The sequence below is a fragment of the Clostridia bacterium genome, from assembly GCA_017554615.1.
In the GTDB taxonomy this organism is placed as follows: domain Bacteria; phylum Bacillota; class Clostridia; order UMGS1840; family HGM11507; genus SIG450.
The window spans coordinates 1-12187 of record JAFZHY010000026.1 but is presented as its reverse complement, the minus strand read 5'-3'; the positions used below and the strand labels follow the sequence as shown (position 1 = coordinate 12187).

General features: G+C 35.4%; 20 protein-coding genes. 18 read left to right on the top strand and 2 right to left on the bottom strand.

Going from position 1 to position 12187, the window contains the following annotated elements; all coding sequences use genetic code 11:
- Positions 1–27 precede the first annotated feature (27 nt).
- Together IKZ35_05915 and IKZ35_05910 are read left to right on the top strand one after the other, a co-directional pair.
- Positions 28–1632 carry an extracellular solute-binding protein gene (locus IKZ35_05915; protein MBR4893491.1) on the top strand — a complete coding sequence of 535 codons (1605 nt, stop codon included), beginning with the start codon at positions 28–30 and terminating at the stop codon, positions 1630–1632.
- Between the two features lie 138 nt (positions 1633–1770).
- Entirely contained in the window at positions 1771–3375 is a 1605-nt protein-coding gene (locus IKZ35_05910; GenBank protein ID MBR4893490.1) for an extracellular solute-binding protein, read from the top strand.
- Positions 3376–3437: 62 nt separating this feature from the next.
- Here the strand turns inward: IKZ35_05910 and IKZ35_05905 are convergent, their stop codons facing one another.
- Positions 3438–3827 (bottom strand): transcriptional repressor, encoded by a 390-nt coding sequence (locus tag IKZ35_05905; protein MBR4893489.1) that lies wholly within the window; start codon positions 3825–3827, stop codon positions 3438–3440.
- A gap of 71 nt (positions 3828–3898) precedes the next feature.
- Complete coding sequence (locus IKZ35_05900) at positions 3899–4858, bottom strand: RluA family pseudouridine synthase (GenBank protein MBR4893488.1); 960 nt, start codon at positions 4856–4858, stop codon at positions 3899–3901.
- 467 nt (positions 4859–5325) lie between these two features.
- Here IKZ35_05900 and rpsJ point away from each other — a divergent pair, with 467 nt between their 5' ends.
- The 16 genes from rpsJ to rpsH form a co-directional block, all read left to right on the top strand.
- Positions 5326–5637 carry a 30S ribosomal protein S10 gene (gene rpsJ / locus IKZ35_05895; GenBank protein MBR4893487.1) on the top strand — a complete coding sequence of 104 codons (312 nt, stop codon included), beginning with the start codon at positions 5326–5328 and terminating at the stop codon, positions 5635–5637.
- A 95-nt stretch (positions 5638–5732) separates the two neighbouring features.
- On the top strand, positions 5733–6362 hold the full coding sequence (gene rplC, locus IKZ35_05890; protein ID MBR4893486.1) for a 50S ribosomal protein L3: 630 nt from the start codon (positions 5733–5735) through the stop codon (positions 6360–6362).
- 27 nt (positions 6363–6389) lie between these two features.
- Positions 6390–7013 carry a 50S ribosomal protein L4 gene (rplD, locus tag IKZ35_05885; protein ID MBR4893485.1) on the top strand — a complete coding sequence of 208 codons (624 nt, stop codon included), beginning with the start codon at positions 6390–6392 and terminating at the stop codon, positions 7011–7013.
- Positions 7013–7309 carry a 50S ribosomal protein L23 gene (gene rplW, locus IKZ35_05880; GenBank protein ID MBR4893484.1) on the top strand — a complete coding sequence of 99 codons (297 nt, stop codon included), beginning with the start codon at positions 7013–7015 and terminating at the stop codon, positions 7307–7309. The genes rplD and rplW overlap by 1 nt, the downstream gene beginning before the upstream one ends.
- Before the next feature lie 37 nt (positions 7310–7346).
- Positions 7347–8180, top strand: a complete 834-nt coding sequence (gene rplB / locus IKZ35_05875; GenBank protein ID MBR4893483.1) for a 50S ribosomal protein L2 — start codon at positions 7347–7349, stop codon at positions 8178–8180.
- A 36-nt stretch (positions 8181–8216) separates the two neighbouring features.
- The gene (rpsS, locus tag IKZ35_05870; GenBank protein ID MBR4893482.1) at positions 8217–8492 is read left to right on the top strand and encodes a 30S ribosomal protein S19; all 276 of its coding nucleotides are present in this window, start codon (positions 8217–8219) and stop codon (positions 8490–8492) included.
- Positions 8493–8538: 46 nt separating this feature from the next.
- The gene (rplV, locus tag IKZ35_05865) at positions 8539–8874 is read left to right on the top strand and encodes a 50S ribosomal protein L22 (protein ID MBR4893481.1); all 336 of its coding nucleotides are present in this window, start codon (positions 8539–8541) and stop codon (positions 8872–8874) included.
- A gap of 15 nt (positions 8875–8889) precedes the next feature.
- Positions 8890–9558, top strand: a complete 669-nt coding sequence (rpsC, locus tag IKZ35_05860; protein ID MBR4893480.1) for a 30S ribosomal protein S3 — start codon at positions 8890–8892, stop codon at positions 9556–9558.
- A 2-nt stretch (positions 9559–9560) separates the two neighbouring features.
- Positions 9561–9998 carry a 50S ribosomal protein L16 gene (gene rplP / locus IKZ35_05855; GenBank protein MBR4893479.1) on the top strand — a complete coding sequence of 146 codons (438 nt, stop codon included), beginning with the start codon at positions 9561–9563 and terminating at the stop codon, positions 9996–9998.
- A complete protein-coding gene (gene rpmC / locus IKZ35_05850; protein ID MBR4893478.1) occupies positions 9988–10188 on the top strand; it encodes a 50S ribosomal protein L29 in 201 nt (66 codons plus the stop codon). The genes rplP and rpmC overlap by 11 nt, the downstream gene beginning before the upstream one ends.
- A 20-nt stretch (positions 10189–10208) precedes the next feature.
- On the top strand, positions 10209–10466 hold the full coding sequence (rpsQ, locus tag IKZ35_05845) for a 30S ribosomal protein S17 (protein ID MBR4893477.1): 258 nt from the start codon (positions 10209–10211) through the stop codon (positions 10464–10466).
- A 30-nt stretch (positions 10467–10496) separates the two neighbouring features.
- Positions 10497–10865, top strand: coding sequence for a 50S ribosomal protein L14 (gene rplN / locus IKZ35_05840; GenBank protein MBR4893476.1), 369 nt, complete (start codon positions 10497–10499; stop codon positions 10863–10865).
- Positions 10866–10884: 19 nt separating this feature from the next.
- On the top strand, positions 10885–11208 hold the full coding sequence (gene rplX, locus IKZ35_05835) for a 50S ribosomal protein L24 (GenBank protein MBR4893475.1): 324 nt from the start codon (positions 10885–10887) through the stop codon (positions 11206–11208).
- Positions 11209–11234: 26 nt separating this feature from the next.
- Positions 11235–11777 (top strand): 50S ribosomal protein L5, encoded by a 543-nt coding sequence (gene rplE, locus IKZ35_05830; GenBank protein MBR4893474.1) that lies wholly within the window; start codon positions 11235–11237, stop codon positions 11775–11777.
- Between the two features lie 21 nt (positions 11778–11798).
- The gene (locus IKZ35_05825) at positions 11799–11984 is read left to right on the top strand and encodes a type Z 30S ribosomal protein S14 (protein ID MBR4893473.1); all 186 of its coding nucleotides are present in this window, start codon (positions 11799–11801) and stop codon (positions 11982–11984) included.
- 62 nt (positions 11985–12046) lie between these two features.
- Positions 12047–12187: 30S ribosomal protein S8 (rpsH, locus tag IKZ35_05820; GenBank protein ID MBR4893472.1), on the top strand; the 141-nt coding region annotated here is incomplete at its 3' end.

Here is a 12187-nt window from a genome sequence, read left to right as displayed (position 1 = left end):
TTTATAAGTAAAAAAGGAGGAAGAAAAATGAAAAAGTTTTCTAAAGTAATTTTACTTCTTGTATGTCTTGCAATGGTTGCTTCAATGTTTGCAGGCTGTGGAGATAACGGTCTTGAATATGTTGACATTGAAACTGCATCAAAAGAAGAACTTGATCCTGCTATTATCGGCGATTACGGTTCTTTAAAATTACCGCTTGACAACAAGGGTACAACAATCCGTATGCTTTGTGCAACAGATGTTGATACTAATAATGACAGTCCAATTGTTAAGGAATTAAGAAGAAGAACAGGTATTAACGTTCAGATCGTAGCAGTTCCTCTTGCTTCTTATAATGAAAAAGCAAAAGTTCTTATCGCTACTAAAGAAGATATGCCTGAAATTATCCACCCTACAACATTCAATCCTGATGAAATCAACGATTTAGGTATGCAGGGCGCATTTGTTGACATTTTAAAATATCAGGACGAATTACCTAACTTCAAAAAATATTATATTGATGAAGCAGAAGAAAGAGGTATCGGAGGGGCTATTAAAAACTCAATGGCTTCCAGCGGACAGTTATTTATGTTCCCTGTATACGATGTAAGCCGTGATGTTAACCATGGTATGCTTTACCGTAAAGATATCTTTGATAAACACGGTATTGAAATGTGGCACGATCAGGAAAGTTTCCTTAATGCTATGAGAGAGCTTAAGAAATTATATCCTAACTCTACACCTTTCGCATCTAAAACAAAAACTGCAATCTTTAGAGATATCGGTTACAGCTGGGGCTTATTCGGTATGGAAATGTACTACGATGAAGCAGAAGGTCTATGGAAATACGGATGTATAGATCCTAAATTCAAAGAAGTTCTTGATTTCATTCAGGTAATGTATAACGAAAAACTTATCGACCCAGAATTCTTAACAGCAACTCAGAATGCTTGGACAAACAAAATGACTCAGGCTGACAAAGCGTTTGTTACATGGGACTGGATAGGCAGACTTGACCAGTTCTCAGATTCTTCAACTGTTCCTGGTTATGATTTAAGATATGGTAACCCAATCGGTGGTAAAGTTATTACATTAGGAAGAACAGGTAACGGTTCTGTTGTTAAATCAGGCCCTGCTGAACTTCTTTGCTTACAACTTTGCGACTACTTACTATCTAACTCAGGCGGACAGCTTATGTCAATGGGTATCGAAGGCGTTACATACAATGCAAGAGAAGACGGAAGAGCAGACTATATCGGCTTTGAAGGACAAAAAGGTGTAAGTATCAACGACTTAGAAGCTAAATACGGTTTATATATCGCTGGTGTATACCACAGATTTGACAGAAGAAGTTCTTACTATGACTTCACTGAAAGAGAACAGGAAGCACAGGATCTTATGAACAGTAAAGAAGACGGTTATATGCCAATCGATCCAGTACTTGCTTTCACAGCAGAAGAAAGAGATATCAGATCTCAGTATGAATCTGGCCTTGCAAAAGCGTCTGAAGAATTCGCTACTAAATACATTCTTAACGGCTATGGCGAAAAAGAATGGAACGAATGGGTTGAAAAGGCTAAGAGCCTTGGAGCAGACAAAGTTGCAGAACAGTACAACAAAGCTCAGGAAAGATACGACCAGTTAGACATCTAATTTAATCATAAAAAATGGAAAGGCACTTTTAAAGAGTGCCTTTTCTTTTTTTATTTATAATGTTAAAAAACTCTTTTCTTTTCAAAATCAGTATGTTATAATATGGTTACAAGTTTTAAATAAATGGGAGGAATGAAAATGAAAAGATTCTCAAAAGCAATTTTACTTCTTGTATGTCTTGCAATGGTTGTTTCTCTTTTTGCAGGCTGTGCAGGTAACAGAACTGTTGGCGGCATTGAAATAGCATCAAGATCCGAACTAAGCCCTTCAAAAATCGGCGACTATGGTTCTTTAAAATTGCCGCTTGACAAAGAGGGTACAACTATCCGTATCCTTTGTGCAACAGATGTTACATCTAATAACGACAGTGTTATTATCAATGAACTAAGAAGAAGAACAGGTATTAATGTTCAGGTTCAGGCTGTTCCTGTTGCTACATATAAAGAAAAGGCAAAAGTTCTTATCGCTACTAAAGAAGAAATGCCTGAAATCTTATATCCATCAGGTTTTTCAACAGATGAAGTTAATGATTTCGGTCATCAGGGAGCGTTTGCTAACACTTTAGCATATAAAGATGACCTTCCTAACTTTAAAAAGATATTTATTGACGAAGCAGAAGAAAGAGGATTAGCAGGAACAATTAAAAACTATATGTCTCCTGACGGAAAGTTATATATGTTCCCTATTTATGATATCAACCGTGATGTAAACCACGGTATGCTTTACCGTAAAGATATCTTTGATAAACACGGTATTGAGATGTGGCACGATAAAGATAGTTTCATCGAAGTTTTAAGAGAACTTAAGAGACTATATCCTAACTCTACACCGTTTGCATCAAAAACCCAGACAACAATTTTCAGAGATATCGGTTACAGCTGGGGACTTAACGGTTACAATATGTATTTCGATGAAGAAACAAGTTCATGGAAATACGGATGTATAGACCCTAAATTTAAAGAAGTTCTTGACTTTATCAAATTATTATATAATGAAAGACTGTTAGACCCTGAATTCTTAACAGCAACTCAGAATGCTTGGACAAATAAGATGACTCAGGCTGACAAAGCGTTTGTTACATGGGACTGGATAGGAAGACTTGACCAGTTCACAGATTCTTCAACTGTTCCTGGCTATGATTTAAGATACGGATATCCTATCGGCGGAAAAGTTGTAACATTGGCTAAAACAGGTATGGGCTCTTGTATTAAATCAGGTCCTACTGAACTTCTTAGCTTAAAATTATGCGACTACTTACTATCTGATTCAGGTGCTCAGCTTCTTACAATGGGTATAGAAGGTGTTACTTATAACCTAAGAGAAGACGGAAGAGCTGAATATATCGGCTTTGAAGGTAAAAGAGGGGTAAGTATTAACGACCTTGAAGAAAAATATGGTATGTATATCTCAGGTGTGTATAAGAGATTTGACAGAAGAAGTTCTTACTATGACTTTACCGCAAGAGAACAGGAAGCACAGGATATGATGAATAATAAAGAGGGTGGCGGATACTTACCGCAGGACCCAGTTTTAAGCTTCACTCCTGAAGAAAGAAAAATCAGTTCTCAGTATTCAGCAGGTATCTCTAAAGCAGCCGAAGAATTTGCAACCAAATATGTTCTTAATAACTTAGGTGACAAAGAATGGAACGAATGGGTAGCAAAAGCGAAGAGATTAGGCGCTGATAAAATTGTTGAAGTATGTAATGCCGCTCAGGTAAGATACGACCAGTTAACAATTTAGTTTTAATATTAAAAAGCCACAGTGAAAACTGTGGCTTTTTTGTATATTACTTTTAGTAGTATTTATTTTTCATTTATACAATGTTCGCAAACTCCTGTAAACACAAGGCTGTGATATTTTATTTTATGTTTGCAGTTTGTTTGTGCGTCCTCTTCTATCTTGTCAAGATATGGAACGGATAAGTCAAAAATATTATTACACTCCTCACACATAAGATGATAATGGTTGGAGGTGTTTGCGTCATAATGCTCACTGTCAGACTGGGAAGTTATTTTTAATATAAGCCCCATTTCAGTCAGTACATTAAGATTTCTGTATACTGTGCCAAGACTTAATTCAGGATACTCCCCTTTTAAAAAATTATATATGTAGTCCGCAGTGGGATGCACAGGGTTGTTTACTATCATATCATATATAATCTGCCTCTGTTTTGAAAATCTTCTTTGTATCATATGTATTCTCCTTATCAGTATCAATAATTATTATTAATAATAACATATATTCATACTAAAATCAAGAGTTTTTATATGGTAAATTTTTCAAAATCGCCTAAAATATGAGGGTCTTTTATTTCAAAGGTTTTTCCCTCTAAGTATGAAAGATGATTTTCTTCATCTGTTTTATCAAAATATGTCTTATACGAGCAAAGATATTGTTTTCTGCTTTTAACAGGCATATCACAAAGATGCGCATATTTTGTATCTCCCAAAAGAGGGTGGCCGATGGATGCAATGTGGGCGCGTATCTGGTGGGTCCTTCCTGTTATAAGATGCACTTCAACCAAAGTAAGATTATTTGCTTCCTTTAAAACTCTGTATTCGGTGATAATCTCTTTTGCTCCTTTTTTATATTCCTTTATAACCTTAACGGTATTTGTAGAAGCATCTTTTATAAGAAAATCTTTTAATATCCCTGATTTATTCTTAAATTTTCCAAGTGCTATGCAAAGATAATATTTCTGAATTTCGTTGTTTTTAATTTTTTCATTCATTAAATTCAGCGTCTTCGCATTTTTAGCAGCCATAACAATTCCCGAAGTATTCCTGTCTATCCTGTTGCAAAGAGCAGGTTTAAAGGAATGTTCATTGTCGGGGTCATATTCCTTATTTATATATAGGTATGAAAGAATATGGTTTATAAGAGTGTTGAAAGTTTCTTTTTCATCACTGTGAACTATTATCCCCTGATTTTTATTTATAAGCATAATATTCTCATCTTCATACACGATATCAAGATTCGGAGTAATTTTTAAAAAATCTCTTTCATTTTCTTTTACTTCAAAAAATTCGTCGTTTATATAAAGTTCAAGAACATCCCCCTCTGAAAGCCTTGTGGATATATCACATCTTTTAGAGTTTAGTTTAACTCTTTTCTTCCTTATTGCTTTATATATAACTGACATCGGTGCATTTTTTAAATATTTACTTAAGAATTTATCTACTCTCTGATTGGCATCATTCGAGTTTACAATTATTTTTTTCATAATAAAACCCTTTATTTTTCATTTTATATATATTATAATAACATTACACCCATAAAAAATCAATTTTTTAATAAATTATAGTAAATATGCACAAAAGAATACATATAAATAGCGAAAATAATTGTGCAAGTATACAAAGTTTATATTTTTTAAAAAAATATTGAAAAAACTATTGCAAAACCTTGATATATAAGGTAAAATGGGTTAGTAAAAAATATTATGCGATGAAGTGGGAGGTTGCGGCGAAAGCCGGTTTTTCCATGGAGTATGTCCGATTTTAAACCGGGCGGCAGGCACTATATAAACTCATGCAACGATTAGGCAATCTATGCCTTTTTTGCGCGTTATCTATGCTTACCCGCTTGTTAAATCGAAAGCGGGTTTTAAAATGGATGAGAGCGAAACACACGGCGGAGTTATTAGTTTTTACTGTCGTACCTAATAATCTTAAGGGAGGTATAACAGAAATGGCAGGAAACGAAAAAATCAGAATCAGACTTAAAGCGTACGATCATATGCTTATCGATCAGTCAGCTGAAAAGATAGTTGAAACTGTTAAAAGAACCGGAGCGAAGGTTTCAGGACCTATTCCGCTACCAACTAAAAAAGAAGTAGTAACTATCTTAAGAGCGGTTCATAAGTATAAAGATTCTCGTGAACAGTTCGAAATGAGAACTCACAAAAGACTTATCGACATTTTAAGTCCAACACCTAAAACACTTGAAGCTTTAACTAAGCTTGATTTGCCTGCAGGTGTAGAAATCAACATCAAACTTTAATTTTTAAAGTTTAAACGATGCCTTTTAAATATTTTATGAAAGGCACGAAGGTCAAGTTGGCATAAGTCAACCAATAACCAAGGAGGTAAAAGAAAATGCAAAAAGGAATTATCGGTAAAAAATTGGGTATGACCCAGTTATTCGATGAAAACGGAAAATTTATTCCTGTAACAGTTGTAGAAGTTGGTCCTTGCCCAGTTGTTTTAAAGAAAACAGTGGAAAATGACGGTTACGAAGCTGTACAGTTAGGTTTTTCCGACAAGAAAGAAAAGAAAGTTAACAAACCGCTTAAAGGTCATTATGACAAGGCAGGAGTTGGCTACAAAAGATTCTTAAGAGAATTCAGACTTGATGACTGCTCATCATTAAACGTTGGCGACGAAGTTAAAGCAGATATCTTTGCTGACGGCGACAAAATCGACGTTACAGGAACTTCTAAAGGTAAAGGCTTCGCAGGCGTTATCAAAAGATGGGGCAACCACAGAGGTCCTATGACTCACGGTTCAGGATTCCACAGAAGCTCAGGTTCAATGGGTGCTTGTTCATCTCCATCCCGAGTTTATAAAGGAAAGAAATTACCTGGACACATGGGTAATGTAAAAGTTACAGTTCAGAATCTTGATGTAGTTAAAGTTATGGCTGACAAAAACTTATTATTAGTTAAAGGTTCAGTTCCTGGTCCTAAAGGCGGCATTTTAATTATAAAAGATTCAGTTAAGAAATAAATGATTAATTGAGAAAGGAGGATTACCATGCCTAAAGTTGATTTATATAATATGGAAGGTAAAGTAATTGGAGATATCGAATTAAGCGATAAAGTATTTGGCGTTGAAATAAATAACAATGCTATGCACGCTGTAGTTGTTAACCACTTAGCAAACTCCAGACAGGGTACACAAAGCACTAAAACAAGAACTGAAGTTAGAGGCGGCGGTATCAAACCTTGGAAACAAAAAGGAACAGGCCGTGCAAGACAGGGTTCTATCCGTGCTCCACAGTGGACAGGTGGCGGTGTTGCGTTAGGTCCTAAACCAAGAAGCTACAGATACAGCTTAAACAAAAAATTAAGACAGGTTGCTTTAAAATCTGCTCTTTCAAGCAAAGTAATAGATAATAACATTATCGTTGTTGATAATATTGCTGTTGCAGAATACAAAACAAAAGAAATGGTTAAAATGCTTGCTAACTTAAAAGTTGATAAAAAAGCATTAATCGTTTTAAATGAAAAGAATGATTTTGTTGTTAAATCCGCAAACAATATTCCGGATGTTAAAACAACTCTTTCTACTTCACTTAATACTTATGATGTATTAAACTGCGAACAGTTTGTTATCACTCTTGATGCTGTTAAGAAATTAGAGGAGGTGTACGCATAATGAAGTATGCACACGATATTATCAGAAGACCAATAATTTCTGAAAAAAGTATGTCAGGTATCGCAGATAAGAAATATACTTTCGAAGTATCTAAAGATGCTAACAAAATAGAAATCAAAAACGCTATCGAAACTGTTTTCAAAGGCGTTAAAGTAAAAAGCGTTAACACCGTTAACGTTACCGGTAAAATGAAAAGAGTAGGAGTTCATACCGGTAGAAGACCAAGCTACAAAAAAGCCATTGTTACTCTTACTGCTGACAGTAAGTCTATCGAATTCTTTGAAAGTATGGCGTAGCATAAATCCTATAAATAAGATAAGGAGATGAAAAATTATGGCTATAAAAAGTTATAAACCAACCACTCCCTCAAGAAGATTTATGACAGTTACAGATTATTCTGAACTTTCAAAGGTAAAACCTGAGAGATCATTGTTGGTTAACTTAAAGAAAACTGCCGGCAGAAACTCTTACGGTAGAATCACTGTAAGACACAGAGGCGGCGGAAACAAAGTAAAATACAGAATTATCGATTTCAAAAGAAATAAATTAGATATTCCTGCAAAAGTATTAACTATTGAATACGATCCAAACAGAAGCGCATTTATCGCTTTAATCCAGTATGAAGACGGAGTTAAGAGTTATATCATCGCTCCAAACGGTCTTAAAGTTGGAGACACTGTTATTTCAAGTGCTTCTGCAGATATCAAACCTGGTAACACATTACCAATCGCAAACATTCCTGTTGGTACAATAATTCACAACATTGAATTAGCACCAGGAAAAGGCGCTCAGTTAGTAAGAAGTGCAGGTAACTCTGCTCAGCTTATGGCTAAAGAAGGTAAATATGCACAGGTTAGACTTCCATCAGGCGAAGTTAGAATGGTGCTTACAGTATGTAAAGCAACTATTGGTCAGGTTAGTAACGTTGACCACGAAAACGTTTCTATCGGTAAAGCCGGAAGAAAAAGACATCTTGGTTGGAGACCAACCGTTAGAGGTGTTGTTATGAACCCTTGCGATCACCCTCACGGTGGTGGTGAAGGTAAATCACCTATCGGTAGACCTGCACCGGTTACTCCTTGGGGTAAACCAGCTCTTGGTCTTAAAACCAGAAGTAAGAAAAAACAAAGTAGTAAGTTTATTGTTAAGGCAAGAAATGCTAAATAATAACTTTTCGGTTTTTATAAGAGAGGAGGTTGTCAAATGGGTAGATCTTTGAAAAAAGGACCTTTCGTTGACGCTAAACTATATAAAAGAATAGAAGAAATGAATGCTCAAGGAGAAAAAAGAGTGCTTAAGACATGGTCAAGAGCATCCACAATTTTCCCTGAATTCATTGGACATACAATCGCTGTTTATGACGGCAGAAAACACGTTCCTGTTTATGTAACCGAAGATATGGTTGGACACAAGTTAGGTGAATTCGCACCTACAAGAACTTTCAAAGGCCATGCAGGTTCCAAAACCGGTGCTAGATAGTATAAGATTAACTGATTTTTTACGGTTATGAAAGGAGGACTAAACAATGGAAGCAAGAGCAAAGCTTAGTTATGCGAGAATTTCTCCGCGTAAAGTTAAGATAGTAATAGACTTAATCAGAAATAAGCCAGTAGGAGTAGCGATCGGTATTTTAAAAACAACTCCTAAAGCTGCATCTCCAATTGTTGAAAAATTATTAAAATCTGCTATTGCAAATGCAGAAACAAATCACAATATGACTGCTGACAATTTATATGTAAAAGAAATATATGCAAATCCTGGTCCAATTCTTAAAAGAATTATGCCAAGAGCACAGGGTAGAGCGTTCAGAATTAACAAAAGAACCAGCCATATAACTGTTGTTGTTGCAGAAAAAGAGTAATAAGGAGGCGAAATTATGGGACAGAAAGTTAATCCCCATGGTATTAGAGTCGGAATAATCAAAGACTGGGATTCCAAATGGTTTGCTAACCGCAAAGATTTCGGAGACAGTTTGGTTGAAGATTATAAAATCAGAAAATTTTTAAAGAAAAAATTATTCAATTCCGGTATTGCTAAAATCGAAATTGAAAAGAAACAGGAAAAAACATTAATTACTCTTCATGCTGCTAAACCTGGTATCATCATCGGTAAAGGTGGAGCAGAAATTGAAAAGTTAAAAGCAGATGTTAAAAAATTAATCGGCAAAGACGTTCACATAAACATCGTTGAAATCAAAGTTCCTGATATGAACGCACAGTTAGTTGCAGAAAACATTGCTGCTCAGCTTGAAAAGAGAATATCTTTCAGAAGAGCGATGAAACAGTGTATGCAAAGAACTATGAAAATGGGAGCAAAAGGTATCAAAACTGCAGTTTCAGGTCGTTTAGGCGGTGCTGAAATCGCAAGATGTGAACATTATCATGAAGGAACTATTCCACTACAGACTTTAAGAGCTGACATTGACTACGGTTTCTGGGAAGCAGATACAACCTATGGTAAAATAGGCGTTAAAGTTTGGATATACAAAGGTGAAGTTCTTCCTGAAAACAAGAGAGCAAAAGCTCAAGCGGAAGGAGGAAAATAATAATGTTAATGCCAAAAAGAGTTAAACGTCGTAGAGTTCAGAGAGGCAGAATGAAAGGTGTTGCTACAAGAGGTAACAAAGTTGCTTACGGTGATTTTGGTTTAGTAGCGACTGAACCTTCATGGATTACTTCAAATCAGATTGAAGCAGCCAGAATAGCTATGACACGTTATATAAAAAGAGGTGGTCAGGTTTGGATTAAAATATTCCCTGACAAACCAATAACAGAAAAACCTGCTGAAACTCGTATGGGTAGTGGTAAAGGTTCACCTGAATACTGGGTGGCTGTAGTTAAACCTGGAAGAGTTATGTTTGAAATTGCAGGGGTTTCAGAAGAAGTTGCAAGAGAAGCATTAAGACTTGCTATGCATAAATTACCTGTTAAGTGTAAAATCATAGCTCGTGAACAATCAGAGGGTGGTGAAGTCAGTGAAGTTTAATGAAATTATTGAAATGGCTGATGTTGAATTAAATCAAAAATTAGCTGAACTTAAATCAGAATTATTCAATTTAAGATTCCAATTAGAAATAAACCAACTTGACAATCCTATGAGAATAAAGGAAGTTAAGAAAAATATAGCGCAGATTAAAACAGTCCTTCGTGAGAGGGAAATCAAAAACGCTAACTAATTCAGTAAGGAGGGTTTAAAATGTCCGAAAGAAATTTCAGAAAAACTAGAGTAGGTATAGTAGTAAGTGATAAAATGGACAAAACCGTTGTTGTTGCTGTGGTTGATAGCGTTAAGCATCCTTTATACGGAAAGGTTGTTAAGAGAACATATAAACTTAAAGCACACGACGAAAACAATGAATGTAAAGTAGGAGATAGAATTAAGGTTATGGAAACAAGACCTCTATCTAAAGACAAGAGATGGAGATTAGTTTCAATAATCGAAAAAGCAAAATAATCCTAACTTAGTAAAAGAAGGAGGATAATTATGATCCAGCAAGAAACAAGATTAAAAGTTGCTGACAACACCGGCGCTAAAGAACTTCTTTGCATCAGAGTTATGGGTGGTTCTAAAAGAAAGTACGCTAACGTTGGCGATGTTATCATTGCTACTGTTAAGAAAGCAACACCCGGCGGAGTTGTGAAAAAAAGCGAAGTTGTTAAAGCAGTTATCGTAAGATCTAAAAAAGGCGTTGGCAGAGCCGACGGCTCATATATAAAATTTGACGAAAATGCGGCAGTTATCATCAAAGATGATAAAAACCCTAAAGGAACCCGTATTTTTGGCCCTGTTGCAAGAGAACTACGTGATAAAGAATACATGAAGATTTTATCTCTTGCACCTGAAGTACTGTAAGGGGGGTAAATTAGAGATGATTAATAAAATTCACGTTAAAAAAGGTGAAACTGTTAAGGTTATATCCGGTAAGGATAAAGGCAAGGAAGGTAAAGTTCTTGTTGTAATGCCTAAAACAGGTAAAGTAATTGTTGAAGGTATCAACATTGCTACAAAACATACTAAAGCAAGAAAGCAGGGAGATGTTGGCGGTATCGTTAAACAGGAAGCTCCAATCAGTGCTTCTAAAGTTATGTATGTTTGTGATAAGTGCAAAAACGCTGCAAAAGTTGGTAAAAAAGTTCTTGCAGACGGCACAAAAGTTAGATTCTGTAAAAAATGTAACGAAGTTATTGATAACTAAAAGTTTGGGAAGGAGGATTTACAATTATGGCAAGATTAGAAGAATACTACAAGAACGAAGTTGCGAAAGCACTTAAAGAAAAGTTCGGTTATAAAAATGTTATGGAAATTCCAAAACTTGATAAAATAACAATCAATATCGGAGCCGGGGATTCTAAAGATAATTCCAAACTTTTAGATGCTGCTGTTTCAGAACTTGCTATTATAACAGGTCAACAGCCTATTATAACAACAGCGAAAAAATCAGTTTCAAACTTTAAGGTTAGAGAAGGAATGAAACTTGGTTGCAAAGTTACATTAAGAGGCAAGAGAATGTACGAATTCCTTGACAGATTATTTAACGTAGCACTACCAAGAGTTAGAGACTTCAGAGGAATTAACCCTAACTCATTCGATGGAAGAGGTAATTACTCTATGGGACTTAAGGAACAGCTTATTTTCCCTGAAATCGAATACGATAAAATTGAAAAATTAAGAGGTATGGACATCAATTTTGTTACTACCGCTAAAACAGATGAAGAAGCAAAAGAGTTATTAACTCTTATGGGCGCTCCATTTGCTAAAAACTAACCTGAAGGGAGGTTCTTAATAGTGGCTAAAAAAGCGATGATTTTAAAACAACAAAGAACACCTAAGTTTTCAACAAGATTTTATAATAGATGTAAAATTTGCGGAAGACCGCATGCATATCTTAGAAAATTTGGCATCTGCAGAATTTGTTTCAGAGAATTAGCTTACAAAGGACAAATTCCTGGTGTTAAAAAGGCAAGTTGGTAAAAATTATGTTGCGTAAGAGATAAGGCTTGACAGTCTTATTTAAACGGAAGGAGGCATGACGAATGCAAATCACAGATCCAATCGCTGATATGTTAACAAGAATAAGAAATGCTAACTCAGCAAGACATCTTTCAGTTGACATTCCGGCGTCTAATTTAAAGAAATCAATAGCAGAAATATTACTTGAAGAAGGATATATAAAG

What these genes read in the sequence shown, in the direction of transcription:
- rplC (MBR4893486.1), top strand. Translation starts at nt 5,733, where the DNA reads ATGCAAAAAGGAATTATCGGTAAAAAATTGGGTATGACCCAGTTATTC.
- rplB (MBR4893483.1), top strand. Translation starts at nt 7,347, where the DNA reads ATGGCTATAAAAAGTTATAAACCAACCACTCCCTCAAGAAGATTTATG.
- rplW (MBR4893484.1), top strand. Translation starts at nt 7,013, where the DNA reads ATGAAGTATGCACACGATATTATCAGAAGACCAATAATTTCTGAAAAA.
- rplE (MBR4893474.1), top strand. Translation starts at nt 11,235, where the DNA reads ATGGCAAGATTAGAAGAATACTACAAGAACGAAGTTGCGAAAGCACTT.
- rplP (MBR4893479.1), top strand. Translation starts at nt 9,561, where the DNA reads ATGTTAATGCCAAAAAGAGTTAAACGTCGTAGAGTTCAGAGAGGCAGA.
- rpsC (MBR4893480.1), top strand. Translation starts at nt 8,890, where the DNA reads ATGGGACAGAAAGTTAATCCCCATGGTATTAGAGTCGGAATAATCAAA.
- IKZ35_05910 (MBR4893490.1), top strand. Translation starts at nt 1,771, where the DNA reads ATGAAAAGATTCTCAAAAGCAATTTTACTTCTTGTATGTCTTGCAATG.
- IKZ35_05905 (MBR4893489.1), bottom strand. Translation starts at nt 3,827, where the DNA reads ATGATACAAAGAAGATTTTCAAAACAGAGGCAGATTATATATGATATG.
- rpsJ (MBR4893487.1), top strand. Translation starts at nt 5,326, where the DNA reads ATGGCAGGAAACGAAAAAATCAGAATCAGACTTAAAGCGTACGATCAT.
- IKZ35_05900 (MBR4893488.1), bottom strand. Translation starts at nt 4,858, where the DNA reads ATGAAAAAAATAATTGTAAACTCGAATGATGCCAATCAGAGAGTAGAT.
- rpsQ (MBR4893477.1), top strand. Translation starts at nt 10,209, where the DNA reads ATGTCCGAAAGAAATTTCAGAAAAACTAGAGTAGGTATAGTAGTAAGT.
- rplD (MBR4893485.1), top strand. Translation starts at nt 6,390, where the DNA reads ATGCCTAAAGTTGATTTATATAATATGGAAGGTAAAGTAATTGGAGAT.
- rplN (MBR4893476.1), top strand. Translation starts at nt 10,497, where the DNA reads ATGATCCAGCAAGAAACAAGATTAAAAGTTGCTGACAACACCGGCGCT.
- IKZ35_05915 (MBR4893491.1), top strand. Translation starts at nt 28, where the DNA reads ATGAAAAAGTTTTCTAAAGTAATTTTACTTCTTGTATGTCTTGCAATG.
- rpsS (MBR4893482.1), top strand. Translation starts at nt 8,217, where the DNA reads ATGGGTAGATCTTTGAAAAAAGGACCTTTCGTTGACGCTAAACTATAT.
- rplV (MBR4893481.1), top strand. Translation starts at nt 8,539, where the DNA reads ATGGAAGCAAGAGCAAAGCTTAGTTATGCGAGAATTTCTCCGCGTAAA.